Raw genomic sequence first — 25,319 nt, forward strand, 5'->3', positions numbered from 1 at the left:
ACGATCACGACCCTACGCGGGTGGCTCCGCCGCCGTGACATTGCGGTACGCGATCTCCGCCAGCCTGCTCTGCCCGTTCTTGCTGGGGTGGAACCAGTCCCAGTGGCTGAGCTGCTTGCCGGTGAACCGGAAGTCGAAGACCTCGCCGCCGTCGTACCGGCAGCGCACGTCCTTCGCGCACACGCCCTTCAGCGTGTCGTTGTACGCCACGACCCGGTCGTACACCATGTTCCGCCGCTTCTGGGCGCCCTTGCTGTCGTCCTGCGCGTCGCCCAGCATCGTGGCGCAGATGCCCAGCTTCCAGACCTGCCGGCCCAGCGGATTGCCGCGTCCGGTCGACCAGAGGCGCTTGAGGTCGGGCACGCTCGACACGTACACCTGCGCCTTGGGCGCGTCCGCGCGGAGCAGGCGCATCGACTCCTCGAAGGACGCCTTGAAGGCGGCGACCGGGGTCATCTGCCTGGCCGAGCGCCGGCAGGCGTCGTTGGCGCCGACCATGACCGTGACCAGCTCGGGGCCGTACCGCGCCGCCCGCGCCATCTGGTCCGGCAGATCGGCCATCCGGGCGCCGGTCTCGGCGAGGTTCCAGGAGTTCTCCGCCAGCCGCGCGGCCGGTGGTCCCTCGGCCGCCGGTCCGCCGAGCAGCCGGTAGGCGAGGCTCCGCACGCCGCTGTCCGTGCCGGTCGACCAGGACACCTCGGGGCAGTCCACGAGTACCCCGCAGGCGTCGAAGCCACGCGTTATCGAGTCCCCGACCGCGGCGATGGAGCCCGGGCTGCGGTCCCAGACCGGGGTGGGGCGGGGGGAGGGCCTGACCGCCCCGGTGGTGGAGTCGGAGGAGGCGGAGCCGGAGGAGGTGCACCCGGCGAGCGCCCCGGTCCCGGCGAGGACGACGGCGGCCACGGTACGGACCCGGACGGCGTACGCGGTACGGACCCGGCCGGGCCCGCGGCGGTTCCGCGGGCTCTCTCCTCGCATCAGTCCTCCCGATCGGCGTCCGCTGCGGGCGTCCGCCGGTGAAAGCTTCGCGTATATCCGTCCCGGGACCGACGGTACGTCACCCCGGGCCCCTCACCGCACGATAGCTTTTCCCACGTCGAAACAGAGGCGCCTGATCGCTTGGCTCCGGTAAATTACATCACGTCACAAGCTGTCCCTTTTGCGGAGTTTCACTCCCGATGCTGTTTACTGAGGCCGCTGGGAAAGGCGAACCTCGTCCCACACTGGAGGTCCCGGTGACGACACGTGGAGTTCTGTACGTTCACTCCGCACCCCGCGCGATGTGCCCGCATGTCGAATGGGCGGTGGCCGGGGTGCTGGGGGTACGGGTCCAGCTCGACTGGATCAGGCAGCCGGCCTCGCCCGGCACCTGGCGGGCCGAGGTCTCCTGGAAGGGCCGCGCGGGCACCGCGTCCAAACTCGCCTCCGCGCTGCGCGGCTGGCAGATGCTCCGCTTCGAGGTCACCGCGGAACCCTGTCCCACGGCGGAGGGCGAGCGCTACAGCGCCACCCCCGACCTGGGCATCTTCCACGCGGTCACCGGTCTGCACGGCGACATCCTGGTCCCCGAGGACCGGCTGCGGGCCGCCCTCGCCCGCGCGCAGCGGGGCGAGACCCAGTTGGCGGTGGAGCTCGCCACCCTGCTGGGCAAGCCGTGGGACGACGAGCTGGAGCCGTTCCGCCACGCGGGCGAGGGCGCCCCGGTGCGCTGGCTGCACCAGGTGGTCTGAGCGGCGCTCCGGCGTGATCCGAACGGGAGGACCTACGGTGGCCGCATGGCTGACACACTCGCAGTAGCTGTCCTCGGCACCGGCATCATGGGCGCCGGGATGGCCCGTAACCTCTGCCGCGCCGGACTCGACGTCCGGGTCTGGAACCGCACCCCCGCCAAGGCCGAGGCCCTGGTCGCGGACGGTGCGCGCGTCGCCGCGACCCCCGCCGAGGCGGTGGGCGGCGCGGATGTCGTCCTCACCATGCTGTACGACGGGCCGGCGGTGGTGGCGGCGATGGAGGCCGCGGCGCCGGGCCTGCGCCCCGGCACCGTCTGGCTCCAGTCGACGACGGTGGGCGTCGAGGCCGTCACCCCGCTGGCCGAATTCGCGGCGGAGCGGGGGCTGGTCTTCGTCGACGGCCCGGTCCTCGGTACCCGGGCCCCCGCGGAGAGCGGACAGCTGCTGGTGCTGGCCGCGGGTCCGCCCGGGGCCAGGGAGCCGCTCGCGCCGGTCCTGGACGCGGTGGGCAGCCGTACGGTCTGGCTGGGCGACGAGGGCGGCACGGCCGCCGCCACCCGCCTCAAGCTCGTCTGCAACAGCTGGGTCCTGGCCCTCACCCACGCCACGGCCGAGGCGCTCTCCCTGGCCAAGGGGCTCGGCGTGGACCCGGCCGGGTTCCTGGAGGCCGTCGGCGGCGGTCCGCTGGACTGCGGCTACCTCCGGGCCAAGTCCCAGGCGATCCTGGCCGACGACTACACCCCGAGCTTCTCCGTCACCACCGCGGCCAAGGACGCCCGCCTCATCGTCGCGGCGGGCGCGGCGGAAGGCGTACGGCTGGACCTCGCCGCGGCGGGAGCGGAACGTTTCCGCCGGGCCACGGAGCAGGGCCACGGCGGCGACGACATGGCGGCGACGTACTTCGCCAGCTTCGGCGGATCGGGCGGCTGAGCCCCGGAGACGGCCGGGACCCGGACCCGGGCACGCCGGAACCGTACCGGGTGACGGACCGCGCCAGGTGACGGGCCGTGCCGGGCGTCAGACCGTACGGAGCGCCAGCACCACGTTGTGGCCGCCGAAGCCGAACGAGTTGTTGATCGCCGCGATCGTGCCGCTCGGCAGGGGGCGGGGCTCCCCGCGCACCACGTCCGCGTCGACCTCCTCGTCGAGGCTGTCGATGTTGATCGTCGGCGGGGCCGTGCGGTGGTACAGCGCCAGGGCCGTGGCCACCGTCTCGATACCGCCCGCGCCGCCCAGCAGATGGCCGGTCATCGACTTCGTCGCGGAGATCGCGACATGGTCCAGGTCGTCGCCGAGGACCTGGCGCAGCGCCTTGATCTCGGCGATGTCACCCTGCGGGGTGGACGTGGCGTGTGCGTTGAGGTGCGCGATCTCGGACGGCTTGAGGTCCGAGTTGTCGAGCAGGTTGTGCATGGCCTTCGCGATGCCCCGGCCGGTCGGCTCGGGCTGCGCGATGTGGTGGGCGTCCGAGGAGAGGCCCTGGCCCAGCACCTCGCAGTAGACGCGCGCGCCACGCCGGGCCGCGTGCTCGGCCGACTCCAGGACGACGACGCCCGCGCCCTCGCCGAGGACGAAGCCGTCCCGGGCCGTGTCGTACGGGCGGGAGGCCCTGGTGGGCTCGTCGTTGTTCTTGGACATCGCCATCATGTTGGCGAACGCCGCGATGGGCAGCGGGTGGATGGCCGCTTCCGTACCGCCGGCCACGACCACGTCGGCCCGGCCCGTGCGGATCATCTCCACCGCGTAGCCGACGGCCTCGGCGCCCGAGGCGCACGCGGAGACCGGGGTGTGCACGCCCGCGCGGGCGCCCACCTCCAGGCTGACGTTGGCGGACGGGCTGTTGGGCATCAGCATCGGCACGGTGTGCGGGGAGACCCGGCGCACGCCGCGGTCCTTGAGCACGTCGTACTGGTCGAGCAGGGTGGTGACGCCGCCGATGCCGGAGGCGATCACGGTGCCGAGCCGGTCGGGGTCGACCTGGGGGTCGTCCCCCGCCTTGTCGGTGTAACCGGCGTCCGCCCACGCCTCCCTGGCCGCGATCAGCGCGAACTGCGCCGAGCGGTCCAGCTTGCGGGCGAGCGGCCGGGGCAGGACGTCGCCCGGGTCGACGGCGGCGGACGCGGCGATCCGGACCGGCAGGTCGGCGAAGCGCTCGCCCTCCAGGGGTCGTACTCCCGAGCGGCCGGCGAGCAGACCGTCCCAGGTCGATGCGCTGTCGCCACCCAGTGGTGTGGTTGCGCCGATACCGGTGACGACCACGGTGCGATTGGTCTGGCTCACTGGAATTCTTCTCCACGTGTAGAGGGTGCTGAATTGTTACGGCGCCACCACCGGGTGGCGTTTGCCGCGCGATGTTACGGGTCAGGCGGTCGGGCTCCGAGCGGTCAGGCTCCGAGTGGTCAGGCGGCCTGGTGCTTCGTGATGTAGTCGGCGGCGTCGCCGACCGTCTTCAGGTTCTTGACGTCGTCGTCCGGGATCTTCACGTCGAAGCGCTCTTCGGCGGCGACGACGACCTCGACCATGGACAGCGAGTCGACGTCCAGGTCGTCGGTGAAGGACTTGTCCAGCTGGACGTCCTCCTCGGGGATCCCGGCGATCTCGTTCACGATCTCGGCGAGACCCTTGACGATCTCTTCCTGGGTGAAGGCCATGGTGGGCGATCTCCTTCGATGTTGAGCATGTATGAGCGGATTTGAGCTGAGGATTTACGGAAGACGCTCCGGAAAGATCCGGAGTGCCTAGGGGAGGGTAACGACCGTCGCCGCGTACACGAGACCCGCCCCGAATCCGATGACGAGCGCGGTGTCGCCGCTCTTCGCCTGACCGGTCGCCAGGATCCGCTCCATCGCGAGCGGGATCGAGGCGGCCGAGGTGTTGCCGGTGGTTTCGACGTCACGCGCGACCGTGACGCTCTCCGGCAGCTTCAGAGTCTTCACCATCGAGTCGATGATCCGCATGTTGGCCTGATGCGGAATGAAGACGTCCAAATCTTCCGGGGTGATGCCCGCGGCGTCCAGCGCCTGCTGGGCGACCTTCGCCATCTCGAAGACGGCCCAGCGGAAGACCGCCTGACCCTCCTGGGTGATGGCCGGGAACTTCTCCCTGGAACCGGCTTCCGTGGCACCGGCCTTCGTGGCACCGGCGTGGAAATCGTCCCACGGCACGGTCTGCCGGATGGTGTCGGACTTGTCGCCCTCGGAGCCCCACACCGTCGCGCCGATCATCGGCTCCTGCGCGGGGCCGACGACGACGGCGCCCGCGCCGTCACCGAAGAGGAAGGCCGTCGCGCGGTCCTCCAGGTCGGTCAGGTCCGAGAGCCGCTCCACGCCGATGACCAGGACATGTCCGGCCGAGCCCTCGACGACCATGCCCTTGGCCAGGGTCAGTCCGTACACGAAGCCGGCGCACGCCGCCGAGATGTCGAAGGCGGCGGGCCGGCCCGCGCCGATCCGGTCCGCGATCTCCGTCGCGATGGCCGGGGTCTGCTTGAAGTGCGACACGGTGGAGACGACCACGGCGTCGATCTGCTCGGGGGTGATCCCGGCGTCCGCGATGGCCTTGCCCGCCGCCTCGACGGACATCGCGGCGACGGTCTCCTCGGGCGAGGCCCAGTGGCGGGTGGCGATACCGGAGCGGGAGCGGATCCACTCGTCGGACGAGTCGATCGTTTCGAGGATCACCTCGTTCGGCACGACCCGGACCGGGCGGTAACCGCCCACGCCCATGATCCGCGCGTACGGGGCGCCCTTGCTGGGCTTGATCTTCGACATGCTCTCTGCTCCTTATTCAGCCACGGAGGAGTGCGAGGACGGCGCGGACCCGGCGATGAGCTCGCGGGCCGCGTCCAGGTCGGCGGGGGTCTTCAGCGGCAGGGTCCGCACCCCGGGCAGGGCGCGCTTCGCGATCCCGGTGAGGGTGCCGCCGGGGCACAGCTCGATCAGCGCGGTCACGCCCCGCTCCTGGAACGTCTCCATGCACAGGTCCCAGCGCACCGGGTTGGCGACCTGGCCGATCAGCCGCGCCACCACCTCGGAACCGGTGGCGACGGCGCCGCCGTCGCGGTTCGAGACGTACGGAACGGCCGGGTCGGCGGCGTCGACGGAGGCGGCGGCGACCGACAGCTTCTCGACGGCGGGCGCCATGTGGTGCGTGTGGAACGCCCCGGCGACCTTCAGCGGCACCACGCGGCGCACGCCCTCGGGCTTGTCCTCCGCCAGCGCGGCGAGCTGCTCGGCCGTGCCCGCGGCCACGATCTGGCCGGCGCCGTTCACGTTCGCCGGTGTCAGGCCGAGCCTGTCGAGGTGGGCGAGCGTGGTCTCCGGGTCGCCGCCGAGCAGCGCGGACATGCCGGTCTCGGTGACGGCGGCGGCCTCGGCCATCGCCAGTCCACGGGCCCGTACGAGGCTCATGGCGACGTCGTCCGCGAACACCCCGGCGAGCGCCGAGGCGGCCAGCTCACCGACGCTGTGGCCCGCGACCGCGCCGACGCGCGGCACCAGGTCGGCGGTGGTGGGGAAGAGCTGCCGGGCCGAGAGCAGCGCCGCGGCCACCAGCAGCGGCTGCGCGACGGCGGTGTCGCGGATCTCGTCCGCGTCGGCCTTCGTGCCGTAGTGGACCAGATCCAGGTCGATGGCGGCCGACCAGGCCCGCAGCCGGTCTTCGGCGCCGGGGAGATCGAGCCAGGGAGTCAGGAAGCCGGGCGTCTGAGCGCCTTGGCCGGGAGCGACGAGTACGAGCACACTCACACTCTCTCTTGTGTACGGTCCTCACCGCCCGTGAGGACAGGAACGAAGAACCGTGAGGGGAATTGTTGGAGTACGACAAAAGCCTAGGACTGGGGATCCCCGTCGGCCAGACGCCCGAGGATCAGCGCAATCCGCAGCGTAAACGCTGACCTGACATCGGAGGGTGACCATCCGGTGACATCAGTCACACGTCGCAGCCGGTAGCGCACGGTGTTGGGGTGGACGAAGAGCATCCGCGCGGCGCCCTCCAGGCTGCTCGCCTGCTCCAGATAGACACTCAGAGTCTCCAGCAGCGCCGAGCCCGCCTCTTCGAGCGGTCTGTAGATCTCCTCCACCAACTGCTCGCGGGCCGCCGGATCGGAGGCGATCGCGCGCTCCGGCAGCAGATCGTCCGCCAGCACCGGGCGCGGGGCGTCCTGCCAGGCGAAACACGCCTTGAGCCCCGCCGCGGCCGCCTGCGCGGACTTCGTGGCGGCCAGCAGATCGGGCACCACGGGGCCCGCGACGACCGCGCCCGCCGCGTACGGGCCGATCAGCGCCTTCGCCACCTTCAGCGGGTCGTCGCTGCCGCCCGCGATCACCACGAGCCGGTCGCCGAGCACCCCGGTCAGCACCTGGAGCTTGGCGTGGCGCGCGGCCCGCCGGATCGCCTCCACGGTCAGCTCGCTGTCCTCGTCCGGGGCGGTGCCGAGGAGCACGCAGACATGCTCGGGGGAGTTCCAGCCCAGCGCCGCCGCCCGCGAGATGGCGCCCTCGTCGGCCTCCCCCGAGAGCACCGCGTTGACGACGAGCGACTCCAGCCGCGCGTCCCACGCGCCGCGCGCCTCGGCGGCCTGGGCGTACACCTGCGCGGTGGCGAAGGCGATCTCCCGCGCGTAGACGAGCAGCGCCTCGCGCAGCGCGGACTCGTCGCCGGGAGCGGCGACCTCGCCGATCGCCGCCTCCATGACCTCGATCGTGGTCCGCACCATCTCGACGGTCTGGCGCAGGGTGATCGCCCGGGTCAGCTCCCGCGGCGCCGTGCCGAAGACATCGGTGGAGATGGCCTGCGGGGTCTCCGGGTGCCGGAACCACTCGGTGAACGCCGCGATGCCCGCCTGCGCCACCAGCCCGATCCACGAACGGTTCTCCGGCGGCATCGCGCGGTACCACGGCAGCGTCTCGTCCATGCGGGCGATGGCGTTCGCGGCGAGCCGTCCTGAGGACTGCTCCAGCCGCCGCAGCGTGGCGGGATGCGGATGGGGTTCGTTCGATGGTTCAGGCACGGGACAAGACTGCCTTATCGGCTGGGGTGCTCGTGGGGCCGGGGCTACGGTGGTGACGTGATTCTCGTACGGTACGCAGCGGAGCGTTACGCGGGCGGCGACGCCACGGCGGGCATCGAGTCGCTGCACGCCTTCTCCTTCGGCCCCTTCTACGACCCGGACAACCTCCGCTTCGGCGCGCTCCTCGCCTGCAACGAGGAGCGGCTGGCGCCCGGCGCGGGCTTCGACGAACACCCCCACCGGCACACGGAGATCGTCACCTGGGTCGTCGAGGGCGAGCTGACCCACCGCGACTCGGCCGGGCACGCCACGGTCGTCCGCCCCGGCGACCTCCAGCGGCTCAGCTCCGCGGGCGGGGTGCGCCATGTGGAGCGCAACGACGGACCGGACCCGCTGGTCTTCGTCCAGATGTGGCTGACCCCGCTGGAGCCGGGCGGCGAGCCCGCGTACGAGGTCGTACGGGGCATCGCCGACGCCACTCCGTACGCCCTGCCCCGGGCGGGCGCGCTGCTGCACGTACGCCGCCTGCGGGCCGGCGAGCGTTCCGCCGTGCCGGACGCGCCCGCGGTCTACGCGCACGTGGTGCGGGGCGCGGTACGGCTGGAGGGGCCCGAACGCACCGCGGGCGCCGGCGGTACGGGGGAACTCGCCCCCGGCGACTCGGCGCGGATCACCGACGCGCGGGGGCTGGAACTGGTCGCCGGGCCCGGGACCGCGGGCGGGGGAGCGGCGGCGGAAGTGCTCCTCTGGGAGATGCAGGGCTGATTCGGCCGAGAGGCCTGAGCCGGGCGAAGGGCCCTGGCCGCGCGAAGGGCCCTGGCCGGGCGAAGGGCCCTACCTCAGCTCCGCCAGCACCGCGTCCGTGAACGGCGGCCACGCCGATATCGCCCACGGCCCGAAGTCCCGGTCCGCCAGGGCCGCACAGGCCGCCCCCGCGTCCGGGTCGACCCACAGGAACGTACCGGACTGCCCGAAGTGGCCGAAGGTGCGCGGCGACGACGAACTCCCCGTCCAGTGCGGGGACTTGCCGTCGCGGATCTCGAAGCCGAGCCCCCAGTCGTTGTTCTTCTGGTTGCCGTAGCCGGGCAGCACCCCGGAGAGCCCCGGGTGGACGACGCCCGTCGCCTCCAGCACCGTACGCGGGTCGAGCAGCCGGGGCGCCTGCACCTCGGCGGCGAAGCGCGCCAGGTCGTCGGCGGTCGACACACCGTCCCGCGCCGGTGAGCCGCCGGCCGGCAGGGAGGTGTCGGCCATGCCGAGCGGTTCGAGCACGGCCTCGCGGAGGTAGTCGGCGAAGGGGATGTCGGTGGCCTTGGCGACATGGTCGCCCAGCACCTCGAAGCCCGCGTTGGAGTAGAGCCGGCGGGTGCCGGGCGCGGCGGCCGTCCGGTGCTCGTCGAAGGCGAGCCCGCTGGTGTGAGCGAGCAGATGGCGCACGGTGGACCCGTCGGGCCCGGCCGGCTCGTCCAGCTCGACGGCGCCCTCCTCGTACGCCACGAGCACCGCGTACGCGGTGAGCGGCTTGGTCACGGAGGCGAGCGGGAACCGCCGCCCGGTGGGTCCGTACGACCCGGCGACACTCCCGTCGGCGCGCACGACGACAGCCGCGGCGTGCGGCACGGGCCAGTTCTCGATCATCGCCAGGCTCTGCATGCGCCCGAGCCTACTGGGCAGGCGCGACGGCCCGGCCGCCGCCCTGGGCGCCGTCGGGACCGCCGCCCTGCGAGCCGTCGGGACCGCCGCCCGGGGCCCGCAGCCGCATGGAGGGGCACGGGTTGCGGACGAAACCCAGCGAGGCGTAGAGCGGTTCGCCCTCCCCCGACGCGTGCAGGTCGATCTTCCGGACGCCGCGGCTCCGGTACCAGTCGAGCAGCGCTTCCAGGCAGGCCCGGGAGTAGCCGCGCCGCCGCAGGTCCGGATCGGTGGCGACGCTGAAGACCTGGCCGACGAGGCCCAGCGGGTTGCCGGGACTGCCGAGCCGCTGCTCGATGACACCGACCGCGCAGGCCGCCAGGCCCGTACCGCCGAGGTGCCCGGCCCCGTCCCCTTCGACCGCGCGCCCCGGTCCGTCACCCGGCCGGTCCACGACGAAGGCGGCGAGGCCGCCGCCCGGATCCGCGAGCCGGGTGCGCAGCCTCTCGGCCGCGGGGGACTGCCAGGCGGTGTCCTGGTCCGGCCCGTGCACCGAGTCGAGCATGATCGTGCGGAGCCGGACCAGCTCTCCGGCGTCCGCCGGGGTCGCGCGGCGTGCGAGGCTCATGGAGTGCGATTCTGCCACTCCGTTCGGCAGAGTCATCTCCTTTTCCACTTGCTTCGAGTGCACTCGAAGGTTCTAGCGTGGAAGGTATGACGCTGATCCAGAGCAGCCCCGTACGGACGGCCCCCGTCGACATCTGCGCCACCGCGCCGTCGGCCCATCCACGGCCCCACGGCGAGGACCGCTACACGATCAGCGAGGTCGCCGCCTTCACCGGGCTCACCGCGCACACCCTGCGCTGGTACGAGCGGATCGGCCTCATGCCGCACATCGACCGGTCGCACACCGGGCAGCGCCGCTTCCGCAACAAGGACCTGGACTGGCTCGTCTTCGTCACCAAGCTGCGGCTGACCGGGATGCCCGTCGCGGACATGGTCCGGTACGCCGAGCTGATCCGGGTAGGAGACGAGACGTTCGAGGAGCGGCAGGAGCTGCTGGAACGGACCCGCCGCGACGTGCTCCGCAGGATCACGGAGCTGCAGGACACGGTGTCCGTGCTCGACCACAAGATCAGCTTCTACGCGGACGCCCGCACGGCGTCGGAGAGGTTCGACCCCCGATGAGCGACAGCAAGAGCCGCGGCGCGCACGACGGCAGAATCGAGAAGGTACGCCTGGGCACCGGCGGCCCCGAGGTGGGCTCCCAGGGGCTCGGCTGCATGGGCATGAGCTTCGCGTACGGCCCCACGGACGCCGACGAGGCGCGCGCCACGCTGGAGCGGGCCCTGGAGCTGGGGGTGACGCTGTACGACACGGCGGACGTGTACGGCGACGGCGAGAACGAGAAGTTCCTCGCGCCGTTCGTCCGGGCGCACCGCGACGAGATCGTCCTGGCCACCAAGTTCGCCCTCGGGATCGACCCCGCCGACCCGGGCAGGCGGACCATCCGCAACGACCGGGCCTATCTGCGGCACTGCGTGGAGGGCAGCCTGCGGCGGCTCGGCGTGGAGCGGATCGACCTCTACTACATGCACCGGCGCGATGTGAACGTCCCCATCGAGGAGACGGTCGGTGCCATGGCCGAGCTGATCGACGAGGGCAAGGTCAGCTACCTCGGGCTGAGCGAGGTCACCGGTGCGGAGCTGCGTGCCGCCCACGCCGTGCATCCGATCACCGCGCTCCAGTCGGAGTGGTCGCTCTTCAGCCGCGACATCGAGAAGACCGCTGTGCCGGCCGCCGCCGAACTGGGGGTCGGGCTCGTGCCGTACTCCCCGCTCGGCCGCGGCTTCCTGACCGGCTCGTTCGTCCACGCCGAGCGCGAGCTGAGCGCCGACGACTTCCGCCGGCAGCAGCCGCGCTTCACCGGGGACAACGCCGCCGCGAACGCCGCGCTGCTGGAGCCGGTCCGCAAGATCGCCGAGGGGCGGGGCGCCACCCCGGGCCAGGTCGCCCTCGCCTGGGTGCAGCAGCGGGCGCCGCTGCACGGCCTGGCCGTCGTGCCGATCCCCGGCACCCGCAGGCGCGGCCGGGTCGAGGAGAACACCGCCGCGACCCATCTCATCCTCACCGAGAGCGAGCTGAGCCTGCTGGAGCCGATCGCGGCGCGGGTGGCGGGCGGCCGGTACGCCGACATGACCTTCACCTCGGCCGCCCGGGAGTGACCCCCGCCCCCGTGCCCCCGTGGCTCACGCCAGCCCCAGCGCGAACACCGCGAAGCCCGCCGCGAGCAGCCCCGCCGCCGCGCGGCGGGCCCTCGCGCCCCGCGTCCCCGCCTCCCACGGCGCGTCGAAGCCGCGCGCGTACCGGCCGATGACCACCAGCAGCGTCGCGAAGAGCGGCAGCCAGGTCAGCCGGGCCACGATCCACCCGAGCGTGTCCGGCGAGGTCGTCAGACCGGTCAGCGGACCGGCGAAGGAACCGGGTACGGCGACCGCGAGCATCGCCGTCTGGTGCCAGCACAGGATCGTCATCGCGGAGAGGTTCACGACCACCACCGGGGCCCACAGCGCGGGGCGCGCCAGCAGCCGCCCCAGCCGGTCCCTGACCAGGATCGCGGCGCCGCTCTGCGCGGCGGCGAGGGCGAGCACCAGCAGCGACGGCGGATGCGAGTTGGTGCGGACCTCGCCGGGGACCCCGACCATCGACGCCGGGTAGTCGAAGACCACCAGCAGCGCGGCGAAGAGCAGGACACCGCCGGCGAGCAGGACCCGCGCCCCGCGCCGCCCGATCCGTCCCTCGCCCCACGCCACCCCGAGCTGGTACGCGAAGAGCCAGCCGGGCAGGATGTTGAGCACGCTCAGCCAGGACGGCACGGCGTCCGCGTACGGCCCGTACCGCAGCAGGTCGACGGCGGCGACGGAGACCAGCAGCGGGGCGGCGGCCCAGCCGCCGAGCCGGCGCGCGGCGGCGACGCAGTACGGGGTCAGCGCGGTGACGATCACGTAGATCCCCACGAACCAGAGTGGCTGGATCACCAGCGTCGACGCGGTCCGCAGCGTCGTGCCGGGCACGCCGAGCCCGTACAGCACCGGCAGCAGCACCGCCCAGACGGCCGTCACCCCGAGGACCGGCCGGCCCAGGCGCACCACCCGGCCGCGCAGCCAGGCGGCCGTCGTGCCGGGCCGCCTGCGGTACGAGAGGACCGACGCGTACCCGCCGACCAGGAAGAAGACGCCCAGCATCTGGAGCACCCAGCTCACCGGCGCGAAACCGCCGAAGGTGGTGAGCGGGCTCGCGTTGTGCAGCGCGCCGCCGGAGTCGAGCGTGAAGCCGCCGAGCAGCCAGTGCCCGGTCGGCACGGCGAGCAGCGCGAGAGCGCGGAGCCCGTCGATCGCGCGGTCGCGGGAGGCGGGGGTGCGCGCCTCGATCTTCGCCACGGTCCCGGCGATCATCGGCCCTCTCCCGTCGTACGAGCCTGCGCGGCGCCGCCCTGCGCGATGGCGGCGAAGGCGCGGAGCGAGTCCGTGCCGGGGACGAAGTAGCCGGTGTGGCCCTCGGCCGTGGCGGCGGGCACCCGGCGGGCGCCGAACTCCGCGGCGGCCGGGTCGGGGCCGTGGCCGAGCCCGGCGAACTCGACGTTCGGGACCTTGGAGATCCAGTCGGACGGATCCTTCGCCGCCCAGACCCGCGCCTCCGTACGGAGGTCCGCGACGTCGTCGGCGCGCATCCCCGGCGAGCCGAGCACCACGATGTCGGTGGCGTTCACCTCATGGGCGGCGAGCCCGCACACCACCGAGCCGTAGCTGTGGCAGAAGAGCGCGGGCTTCGCCGCCCCGGCCGCCGCCAGCCCCTGGGTGAACCGCGCCAGCCGCCGGGCCCCCGCCTCGGCGAGGTCGCCGGTGGCCGCGTCGAGCCCGACCCCCATGGGGGTGGTGTAGCCCGCCCACGCGACGACGGCGGTACGGTCCCCCGTCGCCCTCCGCAGGGACGCCGCCATCCCGGCGGGCGTGCCGTACGGGTCCTTCGCCCGGTCGAAGCTCCCCGCGTCGATGTCCGAGCCCGGCACCACGACGGCGACATGGCGGGCCGCCGTCAGATCCCCGTACACCTCGGCCACCTGGCCCCGGCCCCGCGGGTCGAAGGCGAGGATCCGCCGGCCGGGCGCCGCGAGACGCCCGAAGCGGGGGTCGTGCGCGGCCCGGATCGTGAGCGCGTTGGCCTCATAGCGCAGCGCCACGGGCACCCCGTCGAGATTGCCGACGACCGAAGGGTGGCGGCGGGTGAGGTCCGCGCGCTGTCCGGGCGTCAGCGTCCGGAAGAACGAGGCGACTTCGTACGGGCTCGCCGACCCCGGATCGGGCAGCGCCCGCCCCAGCGAACCGTCGGCCCGCCAGGCCGCGCTCCCGGGCGGCGGCCCGGTCACGGCCTGCTGCGCACTGCCGGATGCCCAGCCCGCCGTGCCCCCGACCACGGTCGTCGCCAGCGCGGCGGCGACCAGAGTCCTCTTGTAGCGGCGCATGTACGTCTCCCTCTTCCCGCTCTCGTCCATCGAGGTGGCGAGGAGGAAAGTAGGAAGAAGGTGTACGGGCGGACGTCACACCCGGGGGCCAACTACCGGGTCATACCCGGGTAGTGGGGGTACTGCGGGCCGGCCCCCGTAAGGGTCCGGCGCGGCGGCGCGGTGTACCGGATCGGCGGCGCGGCGCTTACGGGACGCGCCCGGCGGCGTCCGGCTCAGGCGGGGGTGTCGCCCGGGGTGACCAGGCCCGACTCGTACGCGAAGATCACGGCCTGCGCGCGGTCCCGCAGCCCGAGCTTGGAGAGCACCCGGCCGATATGGGTCTTCACCGTCTGCTCGGCCACCACCAGCCGTTCGGCGATCTCCAGGTTGGAGAGCCCGCGCGCGATCAGTTCGAGCACCTCCGTCTCCCGGGGCGTCAGCCCCCGCAGCCGCTGGGCGCGGTCCCGGCGCGGGGCGGGCCGCTGCTGGGCGAAGTCCGCGATCAGCCGGCGGGTCACGGAGGGCGCGAGCAGCGCCTCGCCGGACGCGACGATCCGTACGGCCGCGATCAGATCGGCCGGGGGCGCGTCCTTGAGGAGGAAGCCGGAGGCGCCGGCGCGCAGCGCCTCGTACACGTAGTCGTCCACGTCGAAGGTGGTCAGCATCAGCACCTTCGGGAGGTGGATCACGCCCGTCGGCGGGTTCAACAGCTCGCGGGCGGCGGCCAGTCCGTCCATCTCCGGCATCCGGACGTCCATCAGCACCACGTCCGGGTGGACGGTGCGGCTGACCTCCACGCCCTTGCGGCCGTCCGGCGCCTCGCCGACCACGTCGATGTCGGACTGCGCGGAGAGCAGGGCGGCGAACCCCGCGCGCACCATGGCCTGGTCGTCGACGATGATCACGCGGATGGTCAAGGGGTGTCCTCGGGGGCCGGGTTCTTGGGGACGTGCGTCAGACGGTCGGTCGGCTCGGCGGTCGGTGCGGTGGTCGGGCGGGCACCCGCGTCATCGGCCGGGTCGCCGCTCGGGGCGGCGGCCAGCGGGAGACGGGCCGCGACCCGGAAGCCGCCGTCCGGCAGCGGCCCGGTGTCCAGCGTGCCGCCGGTCAACCGTACGCGTTCGCGCATGCCGACCAGCCCATGACCCGTACCGGTGGTCTCCAGCGGCGAAGTCCGCCCGGCCGCAGGGCCGTTGACCACCAGGACGGTCAGCCGGTCCCCGTGGGCGACCACCGACACCTGCGTCCGGGCGCCGGGCGCGTGGCGCACGACGTTGGCCAGCGCCTCCTGCACGATGCGGTACGCGGAGAGGTCCACGGCGGGCGGTACGGTCCCGAGCCCCGCGGGCAGCGACAGCTCGGCGGGGACCCCCGCCCGTACGGTCGCCTCCACCAGCTGCTGTACCCGGTCGAGCCCCGGCTGCGGCGTCCGCTCGCCCTCCGTGCCGTCGCTGCGGAGCACCGAGAGCAGCCGCCGCATCTCCGCCAGGGACTCCCGCGCCCCGGCGGCGATCGTGGAGAACTCCTCGCGCGCGGCGTCCGGCAGCCCCTCGATCCGGTACGGCGCCGAGTCCGCCTGCACGGTGATCACCGACATGTGGTGGGCCACCACGTCGTGCAGCTCACGGGCGATCCGGGCGCGCTCCTCCAGCAGGGTCCTGCGGGCCCGTTCCGCCTCGCTGATCGTCTCCTGCTCGACCAGCCGGCGCTGCGCGTCGCCGCGTTCCCGCAGCGCGGCGCTGAGGACCAGGAAGAGCCCGCTGAGGACGAACAGCAGCAGATGGGTGCCGTCGCTGCTGCTCTGCGAGATCAGCTCGAAGAAGAGCCCGGCGAGGCCGGTGGCCAGCCAGACGGCGAGCAGGGTACGGCGCGATTCGCGCAGCCCCAGACAGATCATCAGCACCAGGTAGCCCACGATCACCATGGGCGTCCAGGGCCATGGCCGCCCGCCGGCGCCGTCGGCGCTCAGGAGCAGGATCCCGCCGACGACATCGGCGGCGAAGATGATCCACCACGCCTGGAGCGGCCGGGTCACGGCGAGCAGCAGCGGCGCGGTCTGCGCGGTGGCCAGCGCCCCCGACCAGCCGCCGCCGAGCCGGTAGTCCTGGCTGAGGACGGTGGTGGTGACGGGCAGCAGGGTGACGGTGAAGCCGAGGACGAGCACGTACGGGGCGCGCCGCTGCCACTGCCTGGGCGCGGTGGAGAGGAGCGGTTCGGTGGAGTCCGAGGGGGTCCGCAGGGCGTCGGCGAGCGACCGCGCGGTCGCCCGCAGGCTCCCGCGCGGCGCGGCGGGGCGCGCGGGGGACGACGGGGGCGAGGAAGGCGGCGGGGGTGAGGACGGCGGCGGCGCGCCCGGAGGCGGCGGGGGAACGGTGCTCATGACCTGGTCAGCCTAGGCAGCGGCCGGACGGCCCGCGTCATACCGGAGAGCCGGTCCGCGCCTCATACCCAGGTATGACCCGGGGCGCGGAGAAACCCCACGGCACACGCAGGCCACCGCCCCTCCCCGTCCGCTCACAGCTCCGCCAGCAGCTCCGTCTTCTTCGCAGTGAACTCCTCGTCCGTCACCAGGCCCGCCTGGTGCAGCTCGCCGAGGTGCCTGATCCGGTCCGCGACGTCCGCCGGGTCGCGCCGGCCCGCCGGGGCCATCGCGAGGGCCGGGGCCGGCACCCGCTTCGCCGCCGCGCCGCGGACCGCGGCGAGGACGGCCGCCGCGAACGGCAGCGACTCGTGGACGGGGCCGTAGCCGAGGCCGAAGACGACCGCGGCCGGGTCGTGGTCGGCCTCGCCCGATCCGGAGCCCGCCGTGCCGCGTCCGTCGCGCGGGAGCAGGCGCAGGTATCCGTCGAAGAGTTCGGGGGAGCGCCACTCGACGCCCTCCAGCTCCGTGACGGCCAGACGCTGGTCACCCGCCTTCCACTTCGTGGAGGAGGCGCCCGTCCAGAACCACCGGAACGAGACCGTCGTACCGTCGAAGGACGCCTTGCCGTCGTACGCCTTGAAGTGCAGCGGCGCCGCGGGCGGCGCCACCAGATAGCGTTCCGCGGGGTCGTCGGGCGCCTCTCCCCGGTCCCCGCGCCGCCGCCGCGCGGCGGTGAGCGCGGCGCGCAGCTCGTCGGCGTAGTACTCGGCGAGGGTCTCGGACTCGGCGGGCAGCACCAGCCGGTACGGATCGCCGCTCTCCCTGAGCTGGCCGGCCGCGGCCTCCGTGAGCGGGTCGGCGCCCGGTCTCGGCACGGCACGCAGGACGACCGTCCCCCGTTTGCCCGGAGTGAGCGTCACCGATGACAACGCCTCGTGAGGGATACGGCGTTCGGCCAGCGCCGAGAGGAGCTTCGGCGTCCGTATCCCCCGTTCGAAGCGGATGAGCACGCTGTCGCTGTCGAACTCCCAGGTGGCATGAATCCCCGCAAGCACATCACCCATGTGCCTCATCGTAGGCGTCGCGCGCTCCGGCGTCGCCTGCCGAAGAGGGGGAATTCTACGCGCGTCGGGCCGCGCCGGGCCCTCGTGCCTCCGGGAGCGGGCGGTCTACGGCCGCTGCCTATCCGGCCATCGTCTCGCCGTCGTAGACGATGCCGCTCCGGCACGACCCGGCGCCGTCCGCGCACGTCACGGCGCGGTACGAGCCGACTCCGATGTCCGCGAAGTTGTGCAGGCTCTCCGTGCCCGGCTCGAAGTAACCGGCGTGCCCGACCGCGCCGGCGGCCGAGAGCACCCGGGCGCCGAACGCCCGCGTCACCGGGTCGGCGCCGTGGCCGAGCCCGCCGACGGCGAGGTACGGCACGTCCTGGATCCAGTCGTCGCGGTCCCGCATGGCCCACACCCGCGCGCCGGTGCTGAGCTGCGCCGCGTTCTCCACGCGCATGCCGGGGCTGCCCGCGACGGCGACGTCCGTGACCCGGTCGGGCAGGGTGCGCGCGGCGACCCCGCACACCACGGAGCCGTAGCTGTGGCAGAAGAGCGAGACCTTCGACCGGCCGGGCAGCGCGGCGGTGAGCGCGCTGAGCCGTACGGCGCCGTCCTCCGCGAGCTTCCCGATGGCCGCGTCCACGCCGAGACCGGCGGGGGAGGTGTAGTCGGCCCAGGCGATGACGGCGGTACGGGTGCCGGGGGCGGCCCGGCGTTCGGCGGAGTAGAGGGACTCGGCCATGCCCACGGGCGCCGCGTACCTGCGGTTCTCGCGCTCGAAGGTCAGGAGGTTGGTGTCGACTCCGGGCACCACGACCGAGACGCGCTGGGCCTGGTCGAGATCGCCCAGGACCTCGGCCACCCGGCCCGGGCCCGACGGGTCGAACGCGAGGATCTGCCGGTCGCCGCCGAGGAGTGACTCGTACCGGTGCATGCGGCGGCCCGCGAGTTGACGGCCGTCGCCGGAGAGCCTGCTGTCGTGCATCCGGTGTTCCTCGACCGTCCGCGCCTGCGCCAGCGCGATCCGGTTGGCCCGGTAGCGCAGGGCGGCCGGGGCACCGTTGAGATTGCCGACGGCGAGCGGATATCTGTCCGCGAGCCGGGACTGCTCAGAGGTGTCGAGGGACGCGAAGAACGCGGACAGGGTCTTGGCGGGCCCGGTCGGATCAGGCAGGTGACGGGCGCCGATCCGGCCCCGCTCCCAGGCGTTGAAGGCGGCGGTCAGAGGCTCGCCGGGGCCGCGCTGATGCTGCACGGCGGTCCATCCGGTGGTCGCCAGCATCATGAAGACGACGGCGAGGGCGAGCAGCGCGCGCCACACGCTCAGGGTGGGGGTGGAGTCGAAGGAAGTCACTGCTTCTCACCCTAGAGCGCGCGCGGGGGGCCTCGCGACGAGCGTGAGAGACATCACCGGTGGCGGAGGATTGAACCAACGGTAACCTCACCGAACGTGCAGCGGGAGTGCACGCTCCGGCGCGTGGGAGCGCGTAGGGGAGTGCGCGGGGAGTGAGTTCCGTACGACGGTGAGCGGCGGGCGCCGTTCCTGCGGGGGATCTCCACCCTTCCTGCACGGTTTCTCCGCTGTTCCTCCGCGTTTTCGCCCGAACGGCCCTTGCGTGACGCGCGGTGATGTGTGCGCGGCGGGACGGCCGGGGCGGCGGGTCGTCATGTCCGGGACGGCGGGGGGCGTCGTCCGAGGCGTCGGCGGTCAGTCCCAGTCGTCCACGAGGAGCCGTGGGGTGAGCTGGTCGAGATACGCCTCGGTCAGCCGGCCGAGACCCGCCACGCCGGAATCCTCGCCGCGGCCCCACATCCGCCCGGACGCCCGCATCACACCCGTGAACGCGGCGACCGCCACCCGGGGTCTCGGGTCGGTGTCGACGTCGAGGCTCTCGCGGTCCGCGATGAGCCGGGCGACCCCTTCCTCCAGTTCGGAGGAGCGGCGCAGATGGGCGGCGAGCAGGACCGGGGTCGACTCGATCATCCGGTACGAGTCCATGTACAGCTCCACCGTCACGACGGACTCGATCGTGTCGCCCACGCCGTCCCAGACGGAGGACACGGCGTTGCGCATCGCCTCGAACGGGCCCTCCGCGGCGGGCCGGGCGCGCAGCGCCTCGACGAACTTCGACTCCACCAGATCGACCATGGCGAAGGCGGCCTCCTCCTTGCTGGCGAAGTAGCGGAAGAACGTCCGCTGGGAGACCTCCACCGCGTCCGCGATCTCGTCGACGGTGGTCCGCTCGTACCCCTGGGTGGTGAACAGTTCGAGTGCCACCCGGAGCAGGCACTCCCGGGTGCGCTGCTTCTTGCGGGCACGCAGTCCGGTCACCGCGGAAACCTCACCTTCGGAATCTCGCTCTCACCGCTTTCCTTACCGGGTAGCAAAATGACAGTTACTGGCGTGTGAATTGGTTTGTCAACTGTCAGTGGCTGACACTACCGTTCCCGGTATGACTAGTCAGACCACTGTCGACAAGGCGCCTCCGACCCCGGAACCCCCGGAAAAGACGCCGTCCAGGGGGCGGCGCGGCCACCCTTGGCTGACTCTCTTCTCCGTGGCGATAGGCGTCATGATGGTGGCGCTCGACGGCACCATTGTCGCCATCGCCAATCCGGCCATCAAAACCGACCTCGGCGCGTCGTTCGCCGACGTCCAGTGGATCACCAACGGCTACTTCCTGGCGCTCGCCGTGGCGCTGATCACCGCGGGCAAGCTGGGCGACCGCTTCGGTCACCGGCAGACCTTCCTCATCGGCGTCACCGGTTTCGCCGCCGCCTCCGGGGCCATCGGGCTCTCCCACAGCATCTCCCTCGTGATCACCTTCCGGGTGCTCCAGGGGCTCTTCGGGGCGCTGCTGATGCCGGCCGCGCTCGGTCTGCTGCGGGCCACTTTCCCGGCCGAGAAGCTCAACATGGCCATCGGCATCTGGGGCATGGTCATCGGTGCCTCGACCGCCGGAGGGCCGATCCTCGGCGGCGTGCTGGTCGAGCATGTGAACTGGCAGTCCGTCTTCTTCATCAACGTCCCGGTGGGCGTGGCCGCCCTCGTCCTCGGCACGCTGATCCTGCTCGACCACCGCGCGCAGAACGCCCCGAGGTCCTTCGACATCCTCGGCATCGTGCTGCTCTCCGCCGCCATGTTCGCCCTGGTGTGGGCGATCATCAAGGCCCCCGAGTGGGGCTGGGGGTCCGGGACGACCTGGCTGTACATCGCCGGGGCGCTGATCTGCTTCGGCGGCTTCGCCTACTGGGAGACGAGGGTCGCGGAGCCGCTGGTCCCGCTGGCGCTCTTCCGCTCCGTGCCGCTCTCCGCCGGTGTGGTGCTGATGGTGCTGATGGCCGTCGCCTTCCTGGGCGGGCTCTTCTTCGTCACCTTCTACCTCCAGAACGTGCACGGCATGAGCCCGGTCGACGCCGGTCTCCATCTCCTGCCGCTCACCGGGATGATGATCGTGGGATCGCCGCTCGCCGGAGTGCTCATCACCAAGGTGGGGCCGCGGATCCCGCTGGCCGGCGGTATGGCGTTCACCGCCGCGGCCATGTTCGGCATGTCCACCCTGGGCACGGAGACCAGCGGCCTCACCATGTCCGTCTGGTTCGCGATGCTCGGCTTCGGACTCGCCCCCGTGATGGTCGGCGCGACCGAGGTCATCGTCGGCAACGCGCCGCTGGAGCTCTCCGGGGTGGCCGGCGGCATCCAGCAGTCCGCCATGCAGATCGGTGGCAGCCTCGGTACGGCCGTGCTCGGCGCCGTGATGGCCTCGAAGGTCTCCAACGACCTGCCGGGCAACTGGACGGAGGCCGGGCTGCCCCCGCTCACCGCCGCCCAGTCCGGCCAGGCGACCGAGGCCGTCCAGGTCGGGATGGCGCCGGTGACCCCCGACATGCCGCCCGCGGTCGCCCAGCAGATCACGGCCGTCGCCCACGAGACCTTCATGTCCGGCATGGGGCTGGCCTGCCTCGTCGCGGCCGCTGTCGCCGTCGTGGCGGTCTTCGTCGCGCTGCTGACGAAGCGTGGCGACAACGCGGACGCCGCGGGCGGAGGAGTTCATATCTGACGTCAGCCACCGGGTGACCCGGCGTCAACATCACGCCCATGACAGCCCCGCCGGAAGGTTCCGGCGGGGCTGTCGCCTATCCGGGTGGAGGGTGGCCCCGCTCCCTTCCGGCGGGGCTCAGTCGCAGGTCAGAGTGGTGGCGGTCGAGATCGCGGCACGCGGTCCCGGCAGCACACGACACACGACATCCGCACGACATACGACACATGACACGGGGGCCGAACGAGATGACCGAGCAGCGCACCACCACCTTCCGCAGGACCGCTCCCCGTACGGCGGCCTTCCGCCGTACGGCCGGGACCGTCGGCGCCGCCGTCGGGGCGCTCACCCTCGCCGCCCTGCTCCCCGGGACCGGCACCGCCGCGCCGGCGGCGGCGCGGGCCGTGCCGCCGCGCCTCGGGACATGCGCGGCGGGCGAGCTGTGCCTCTGGGAGAAGGACGACTTCAAGGGCGCCCGGCAGACCTACGAGCTCTCCGGGACCGACATCGACAGCTGTGTGCCCCTCCCCGCCGGCACCACCGCCCACTCCCTCGCCAACCGCACCGGCCGCCCCGTGACCACGTACCAGTCCGCCACCTGCGGGGAGACCGGCGAGTTCGAGACGTACCCCGGCACCGGCACCTGGCTGCCCAGCTCCCCGTACCGGGTGAGGGCCTTCAAGATCTGGGAGCGATGACCGGCCGGCACCGTACGCCGGAGGGCGGCGGCACCGTTCCGGCCCCGCCGCCCTCACGACGTACTGCTGATCTTCCGCGGCCCGCTGATCTTAGGCGGCAGCGCCCGCGGCCCGCCCCGCGGTCAGGCGTCGCCGCCCGCCGTTCCCGGGTCCGCCGCCGACGCGTCCAGGAGCTGGTAGCGGTCCACCGCCTGCTTCAGCGCGGACCGGTCGACCTTGCCCTCCCTGGCCAGCTCGGTCAGCACCCCGAGCACGATCGACTCCGCGTCGATGTGGAAGAAACGACGGGCCGCGCCGCGCGTGTCCGCGAAGCCGAAACCGTCCGCGCCCAGCGACTGGTACGTACCGGGCACCCAGCGCGCGATCTGGTCCGGCACGGAGCGCATCCAGTCCGAGACCGCCACGAACGGGCCCTGCGCGCCGGAGAGCTTCCGCGTCACGTACGGGACGCGCTGCTCCTCCTCCGGGTGCAGCAGGTTGTGCCGCTCCACCTCGACGGCCTCACGGCGCAGCTCGTTCCAGGACGTCGCCGACCAGACGTCGGCCCTGACGTTCCACTCCTCGGCGAGGATCCGCTGCGCCTCGACCGCCCACGGCACGGCCACGCCGGACGCCATGATCTGCGCCGGGATCTCGCCCGCCTCGGCCGGCCGGTAGCGGTGGATGCCCTTGAGGATGCCGTCGACATCCACGTCGGCGGGCTCGGCGGGGTGCCGGACCGGCTCGTTGTAGACCGTGAGGTAGTAGAAGATGTCCTCGCTCTCGGGCCCGTACATCCTGCGCAGACCGTCCCGCACGATGTGCGCGATCTCGAAGCCGAACGCCGGGTCGTAGGCGACACAGCCCGGGTTGGTCGAGGCCAGCAGATGCGAGTGGCCGTCGGCGTGCTGGAGACCCTCGCCGGTCAGCGTCGTACGGCCGGCGGTCGCGCCCAGCACGAAACCGCGTGCGAGCTGGTCGGCCATCTGCCAGAACTGGTCGCCGGTGCGCTGGAAACCGAACATCGAGTAGAAGACGTACACCGGGATCAGCGGCTCGCCGTGCGTGGCGTAGGCGGAGCCCGCCGCGATCAGCGACGCCGTGCATCCCGCCTCGGAGATGCCGTCGTGCAGCAGCTGCCCGGTCGGCGACTCCTTGTACGCGAGCAGCAGCTCACGGTCGACGGACTCGTACTGCTGGCCCAGCGGGTTGTAGATCTTGGCGCTCGGGAAGAACGAGTCCATCCCGAACGTGCGGTACTCGTCGGGCGCGATCAGCACGAAGCGCCTGCCGATCTCCTTGTCCCGCATCAGGTCCTTGAGCAGCCGGACGAACGCCATGGTGGTGGCGATCGACTGCTGCCCGGAGCCCTTCCGCACCGCCGCGTAGGTCTTGTCGCCGGGGAGCGTCAGCGGCTTCGCCCGGACGACCCGGGTCGGTACGTACCCGCCCAGCGCCCTGCGCCGGTCGTGCATGTACTGGATCTCCTCCGAGTCCCTGCCCGGGTGGTAGTAGGGCGGCAGCCCGTCCTCCAGCTGCCGGTCCGTGATCGGCAGGTGCAGCCGGTCCCGGAAGCCCTTGAGGTCGGCGACGGTGAGCTTCTTCATCTGGTGGGTCGCGTTGCGGCCCTCGAAGTTCGGCCCGAGCGTCCAGCCCTTCACGGTCTGCGCGAGGATCACCGTCGGCTGGCCCTGGTGCGCCTTGGCCGCCGCGTACGCCGCGTACACCTTCCGGTGGTCGTGGCCGCCGCGTCCGAGGTGCAGGATCTGGTCGTCGGACATGTTCTCGACCATGGCGCGCAGCCGCTGGTCGTCGCCGAAGAAGTGGTCGCGGATGTACGCGCCGGTCTCCGTGGCGTACGTCTGGAACTGCCCGTCCGGCGTGGTGTTCAGCCGGTTGACCAGCACCCCGTCGCGGTCCTGCGCCAGCAGCGGGTCCCACGAGCGGTCCCAGACCAGCTTGATGACGTTCCAGCCGGCCCCGCGGAACTGCGACTCCAGCTCCTGGATGATCTTGCCGTTGCCGCGTACCGGCCCGTCCAGGCGCTGGAGGTTGCAGTTCACGACGAAGGTCAGATTGTCCAGGCCCTCACGGGCGGCGATGGAGAGCTGCCCCAGCGATTCGGGCTCGTCCATCTCGCCGTCGCCGAGATAGGCCCACACATGGGAGGCGGAGGTGTCGGCGATCCCGCGCGCCGCCATATAGCGGTTCATCCGAGCCTGGTAGATCGCGCCGAGCGGGCCGAGCCCCATCGAGACGGTGGGGAACTCCCAGAAGTCCGGCATCAGACGCGGGTGCGGGTAGCTGGACAGCCCGTACGGCGCCTTCGACTTCTCCTGGCGGAACGCGTCGAGCTGGCTCTCGCTGAGGCGGTCCAGCAGGAAGGCGCGGGCGTAGATGCCGGGGGAGGCGTGGCCCTGGAAGAAGATCTGGTCGCCGCCGTCGCCGCCGTCCTTGCCGCGGAAGAAGTGGTTGAAGCCCACGTCGTACAGGGAGGCGGAGGAGGCGAAGGTGGCGATGTGGCCGCCGACCCCGATCCCCGGGCGCTGGGCGCGCGAGACCATGACCGCGGCGTTCCACCGGGTCGCGTTGAGGATCTTGCGCTCGATCTCCTCGTTGCCCGGGAAGAACGGCTCGTCCTTGGTGGCGATGGTGTTGACGTAGTCCGTACTGCGCATCTCGGGTACGGCCACGCGCTTCTCGCGCGCCCGCTCGATCAGCCGGAGCATCAGATACCGGGCACGCTCACGGCCTCGCTCGTCGACGGCGGCGTCGAGTGAGTCGAGCCACTCCTGGGTCTCTTCGGGATCGAAGTCCGGGACCTGGCTGGGAAGGCCGCCAATGATGATCGGATTGCGATCGGATCCGGAAGCCACGCTTGTCCTTCGCTTGGTCGGTCGTGTCGTGCCCTGCACACGGACGATGCGGTGCACGCGGTCGGGATACTGCTGCGCGGGGGTACGTACGCCGCATCCATCGTGCTACCGCGACGACGGAAACGTCATCTCTACCGATCGGTAACCCCAGTTCTCCAGGAAATTCCTGGCTGCGGGGCCGCTCGGGGCCGGTTCCCGCGACGATCAAATCGCAACCTTACGCCCATCCCGGCCAAGCGTTCCGTTCGGTCGTTCGGGCCGGATTGGCGCACCGAAACGGCATACCATGGCAAAGAAGGAGGAAACGTGTGGACCGGGTCACGCGCGGTGGGGTCGAAGTGACGGGAGTTGCGACGAAGGCGCCCGGAACGTCACCGTTTCGGCGGTCTCGGCGGCCGGGTACTTGCGCGATCCGCCCCGCCCGTGTGGACTACGGCCA

The 25,319-nt window shown here is 72.4% G+C and carries 23 protein-coding genes; 7 read left to right on the forward strand and 16 right to left on the reverse strand.

Annotated features, from left to right (window positions below; translation table 11 throughout):
• Positions 1 to 12: 12 nt before the first annotated feature.
• Entirely contained in the window at positions 13 to 978 is a 966-nt protein-coding gene (locus ACFTZC_RS13345) for an SGNH/GDSL hydrolase family protein (RefSeq protein ID WP_382888996.1), read from the reverse strand.
• Between the two features lie 257 nt (positions 979 to 1,235).
• On the opposite strand from ACFTZC_RS13345, the gene ACFTZC_RS13350 reads away from it, so the two are divergent.
• Positions 1,236 to 1,730, forward strand: coding sequence for a DUF3145 domain-containing protein (locus ACFTZC_RS13350; protein ID WP_365812752.1), 495 nt, complete (start codon positions 1,236 to 1,238; stop codon positions 1,728 to 1,730).
• Positions 1,731 to 1,775: 45 nt separating this feature from the next.
• A complete protein-coding gene (locus tag ACFTZC_RS13355) occupies positions 1,776 to 2,660 on the forward strand; it encodes an NAD(P)-dependent oxidoreductase (protein WP_382888998.1) in 885 nt (294 codons plus the stop codon).
• A gap of 87 nt (positions 2,661 to 2,747) precedes the next feature.
• Here the strand turns inward: ACFTZC_RS13355 and fabF are convergent, their stop codons facing one another.
• The 5 genes from fabF to ACFTZC_RS13380 all read right to left on the reverse strand — a co-directional run bounded on the left by fabF (position 2,748) and on the right by ACFTZC_RS13380 (position 7,740).
• A complete protein-coding gene (gene fabF / locus ACFTZC_RS13360) occupies positions 2,748 to 4,010 on the reverse strand; it encodes a beta-ketoacyl-ACP synthase II (RefSeq protein WP_382889000.1) in 1,263 nt (420 codons plus the stop codon).
• A 119-nt stretch (positions 4,011 to 4,129) separates the two neighbouring features.
• On the reverse strand, positions 4,130 to 4,381 hold the full coding sequence (locus ACFTZC_RS13365) for an acyl carrier protein (protein ID WP_365812758.1): 252 nt from the start codon (positions 4,379 to 4,381) through the stop codon (positions 4,130 to 4,132).
• A gap of 87 nt (positions 4,382 to 4,468) precedes the next feature.
• On the reverse strand, positions 4,469 to 5,500 hold the full coding sequence (locus ACFTZC_RS13370) for a ketoacyl-ACP synthase III (protein ID WP_382889002.1): 1,032 nt from the start codon (positions 5,498 to 5,500) through the stop codon (positions 4,469 to 4,471).
• Between the two features lie 12 nt (positions 5,501 to 5,512).
• Positions 5,513 to 6,469, reverse strand: a complete 957-nt coding sequence (locus ACFTZC_RS13375) for an ACP S-malonyltransferase (protein ID WP_382889172.1) — start codon at positions 6,467 to 6,469, stop codon at positions 5,513 to 5,515.
• A gap of 89 nt (positions 6,470 to 6,558) precedes the next feature.
• Positions 6,559 to 7,740, reverse strand: coding sequence for a helix-turn-helix domain-containing protein (locus tag ACFTZC_RS13380; protein ID WP_365812762.1), 1,182 nt, complete (start codon positions 7,738 to 7,740; stop codon positions 6,559 to 6,561).
• Positions 7,741 to 7,797: 57 nt separating this feature from the next.
• Here ACFTZC_RS13380 and ACFTZC_RS13385 point away from each other — a divergent pair, with 57 nt between their 5' ends.
• A complete protein-coding gene (locus tag ACFTZC_RS13385) occupies positions 7,798 to 8,505 on the forward strand; it encodes a pirin family protein (RefSeq protein ID WP_382889005.1) in 708 nt (235 codons plus the stop codon).
• A gap of 69 nt (positions 8,506 to 8,574) precedes the next feature.
• Here the strand turns inward: ACFTZC_RS13385 and ACFTZC_RS13390 are convergent, their stop codons facing one another.
• Together ACFTZC_RS13390 and ACFTZC_RS13395 are read right to left on the reverse strand one after the other, a co-directional pair.
• Positions 8,575 to 9,393, reverse strand: coding sequence for a serine hydrolase domain-containing protein (locus ACFTZC_RS13390; protein ID WP_382889007.1), 819 nt, complete (start codon positions 9,391 to 9,393; stop codon positions 8,575 to 8,577).
• A gap of 10 nt (positions 9,394 to 9,403) precedes the next feature.
• Positions 9,404 to 10,000, reverse strand: a complete 597-nt coding sequence (locus ACFTZC_RS13395) for a GNAT family N-acetyltransferase (RefSeq protein WP_382889009.1) — start codon at positions 9,998 to 10,000, stop codon at positions 9,404 to 9,406.
• Between the two features lie 86 nt (positions 10,001 to 10,086).
• Between ACFTZC_RS13395 and ACFTZC_RS13400 the strand changes: the two genes are divergently transcribed.
• Together ACFTZC_RS13400 and ACFTZC_RS13405 are read left to right on the forward strand one after the other, a co-directional pair.
• Entirely contained in the window at positions 10,087 to 10,560 is a 474-nt protein-coding gene (locus ACFTZC_RS13400; RefSeq protein ID WP_365812770.1) for a MerR family transcriptional regulator, read from the forward strand.
• On the forward strand, positions 10,557 to 11,597 hold the full coding sequence (locus ACFTZC_RS13405; protein WP_382889011.1) for an aldo/keto reductase: 1,041 nt from the start codon (positions 10,557 to 10,559) through the stop codon (positions 11,595 to 11,597). Before ACFTZC_RS13400 ends, ACFTZC_RS13405 begins: the two co-directional genes overlap by 4 nt.
• 24 nt (positions 11,598 to 11,621) lie before the next feature.
• Here ACFTZC_RS13405 and ACFTZC_RS13410 read toward each other — a convergent pair whose 3' ends face one another.
• The 7 genes from ACFTZC_RS13410 to ACFTZC_RS13440 all read right to left on the reverse strand — a co-directional run bounded on the left by ACFTZC_RS13410 (position 11,622) and on the right by ACFTZC_RS13440 (position 19,619).
• Positions 11,622 to 12,827, reverse strand: coding sequence for an acyltransferase (locus ACFTZC_RS13410; RefSeq protein ID WP_382889013.1), 1,206 nt, complete (start codon positions 12,825 to 12,827; stop codon positions 11,622 to 11,624).
• Complete coding sequence (locus ACFTZC_RS13415; RefSeq protein ID WP_382889015.1) at positions 12,824 to 13,894, reverse strand: alpha/beta hydrolase; 1,071 nt, start codon at positions 13,892 to 13,894, stop codon at positions 12,824 to 12,826. The genes ACFTZC_RS13410 and ACFTZC_RS13415 overlap by 4 nt, the downstream gene beginning before the upstream one ends.
• Positions 13,895 to 14,109: 215 nt before the next feature.
• Positions 14,110 to 14,793, reverse strand: coding sequence for a response regulator (locus ACFTZC_RS13420; protein WP_382889017.1), 684 nt, complete (start codon positions 14,791 to 14,793; stop codon positions 14,110 to 14,112).
• Positions 14,790 to 16,256, reverse strand: coding sequence for a sensor histidine kinase (locus tag ACFTZC_RS13425; RefSeq protein WP_382889019.1), 1,467 nt, complete (start codon positions 16,254 to 16,256; stop codon positions 14,790 to 14,792). Before ACFTZC_RS13425 ends, ACFTZC_RS13420 begins: the two co-directional genes overlap by 4 nt.
• 134 nt (positions 16,257 to 16,390) lie before the next feature.
• Entirely contained in the window at positions 16,391 to 17,302 is a 912-nt protein-coding gene (locus ACFTZC_RS13430; protein ID WP_382889022.1) for a DUF4429 domain-containing protein, read from the reverse strand.
• Positions 17,303 to 17,420: 118 nt separating this feature from the next.
• A complete protein-coding gene (locus ACFTZC_RS13435; protein WP_382889024.1) occupies positions 17,421 to 18,641 on the reverse strand; it encodes an alpha/beta hydrolase in 1,221 nt (406 codons plus the stop codon).
• A 354-nt stretch (positions 18,642 to 18,995) separates the two neighbouring features.
• The gene (locus ACFTZC_RS13440; protein ID WP_382889026.1) at positions 18,996 to 19,619 is read right to left on the reverse strand and encodes a TetR/AcrR family transcriptional regulator; all 624 of its coding nucleotides are present in this window, start codon (positions 19,617 to 19,619) and stop codon (positions 18,996 to 18,998) included.
• Positions 19,620 to 19,740: 121 nt separating this feature from the next.
• Between ACFTZC_RS13440 and ACFTZC_RS13445 the strand changes: the two genes are divergently transcribed.
• Entirely contained in the window at positions 19,741 to 21,348 is a 1,608-nt protein-coding gene (locus tag ACFTZC_RS13445; protein WP_382889028.1) for an MFS transporter, read from the forward strand.
• Between the two features lie 206 nt (positions 21,349 to 21,554).
• Positions 21,555 to 22,025 carry a peptidase inhibitor family I36 protein gene (locus ACFTZC_RS13450; RefSeq protein WP_382889030.1) on the forward strand — a complete coding sequence of 157 codons (471 nt, stop codon included), beginning with the start codon at positions 21,555 to 21,557 and terminating at the stop codon, positions 22,023 to 22,025.
• A 122-nt stretch (positions 22,026 to 22,147) separates the two neighbouring features.
• Here ACFTZC_RS13450 and aceE read toward each other — a convergent pair whose 3' ends face one another.
• Positions 22,148 to 24,880, reverse strand: coding sequence for a pyruvate dehydrogenase (acetyl-transferring), homodimeric type (gene aceE / locus ACFTZC_RS13455; protein WP_382889032.1), 2,733 nt, complete (start codon positions 24,878 to 24,880; stop codon positions 22,148 to 22,150).
• Positions 24,881 to 25,319: the final 439 nt, after the last annotated feature.

This window comes from Streptomyces sp. NPDC056987, assembly GCF_042673865.1.
In the GTDB taxonomy this organism is placed as follows: domain Bacteria; phylum Actinomycetota; class Actinomycetes; order Streptomycetales; family Streptomycetaceae; genus Streptomyces.

Coding starts and splice junctions, on each gene's coding strand:
- ACFTZC_RS13345 (WP_382888996.1), bottom strand. CDS start 978: ATGCGAGGAGAGAGCCCGCGGAACCGCCGCGGGCCCGGCCGGGTCCGT.
- ACFTZC_RS13355 (WP_382888998.1), top strand. CDS start 1,776: ATGGCTGACACACTCGCAGTAGCTGTCCTCGGCACCGGCATCATGGGC.
- ACFTZC_RS13365 (WP_365812758.1), bottom strand. CDS start 4,381: ATGGCCTTCACCCAGGAAGAGATCGTCAAGGGTCTCGCCGAGATCGTG.
- ACFTZC_RS13370 (WP_382889002.1), bottom strand. CDS start 5,500: ATGTCGAAGATCAAGCCCAGCAAGGGCGCCCCGTACGCGCGGATCATG.
- ACFTZC_RS13390 (WP_382889007.1), bottom strand. CDS start 9,393: ATGCAGAGCCTGGCGATGATCGAGAACTGGCCCGTGCCGCACGCCGCG.
- ACFTZC_RS13395 (WP_382889009.1), bottom strand. CDS start 10,000: ATGAGCCTCGCACGCCGCGCGACCCCGGCGGACGCCGGAGAGCTGGTC.
- ACFTZC_RS13400 (WP_365812770.1), top strand. CDS start 10,087: ATGACGCTGATCCAGAGCAGCCCCGTACGGACGGCCCCCGTCGACATC.
- ACFTZC_RS13405 (WP_382889011.1), top strand. CDS start 10,557: ATGAGCGACAGCAAGAGCCGCGGCGCGCACGACGGCAGAATCGAGAAG.
- ACFTZC_RS13410 (WP_382889013.1), bottom strand. CDS start 12,827: ATGATCGCCGGGACCGTGGCGAAGATCGAGGCGCGCACCCCCGCCTCC.
- ACFTZC_RS13415 (WP_382889015.1), bottom strand. CDS start 13,894: ATGCGCCGCTACAAGAGGACTCTGGTCGCCGCCGCGCTGGCGACGACC.
- ACFTZC_RS13425 (WP_382889019.1), bottom strand. CDS start 16,256: ATGAGCACCGTTCCCCCGCCGCCTCCGGGCGCGCCGCCGCCGTCCTCA.
- ACFTZC_RS13430 (WP_382889022.1), bottom strand. CDS start 17,302: ATGGGTGATGTGCTTGCGGGGATTCATGCCACCTGGGAGTTCGACAGC.
- ACFTZC_RS13445 (WP_382889028.1), top strand. CDS start 19,741: ATGACTAGTCAGACCACTGTCGACAAGGCGCCTCCGACCCCGGAACCC.
- ACFTZC_RS13450 (WP_382889030.1), top strand. CDS start 21,555: ATGACACGGGGGCCGAACGAGATGACCGAGCAGCGCACCACCACCTTC.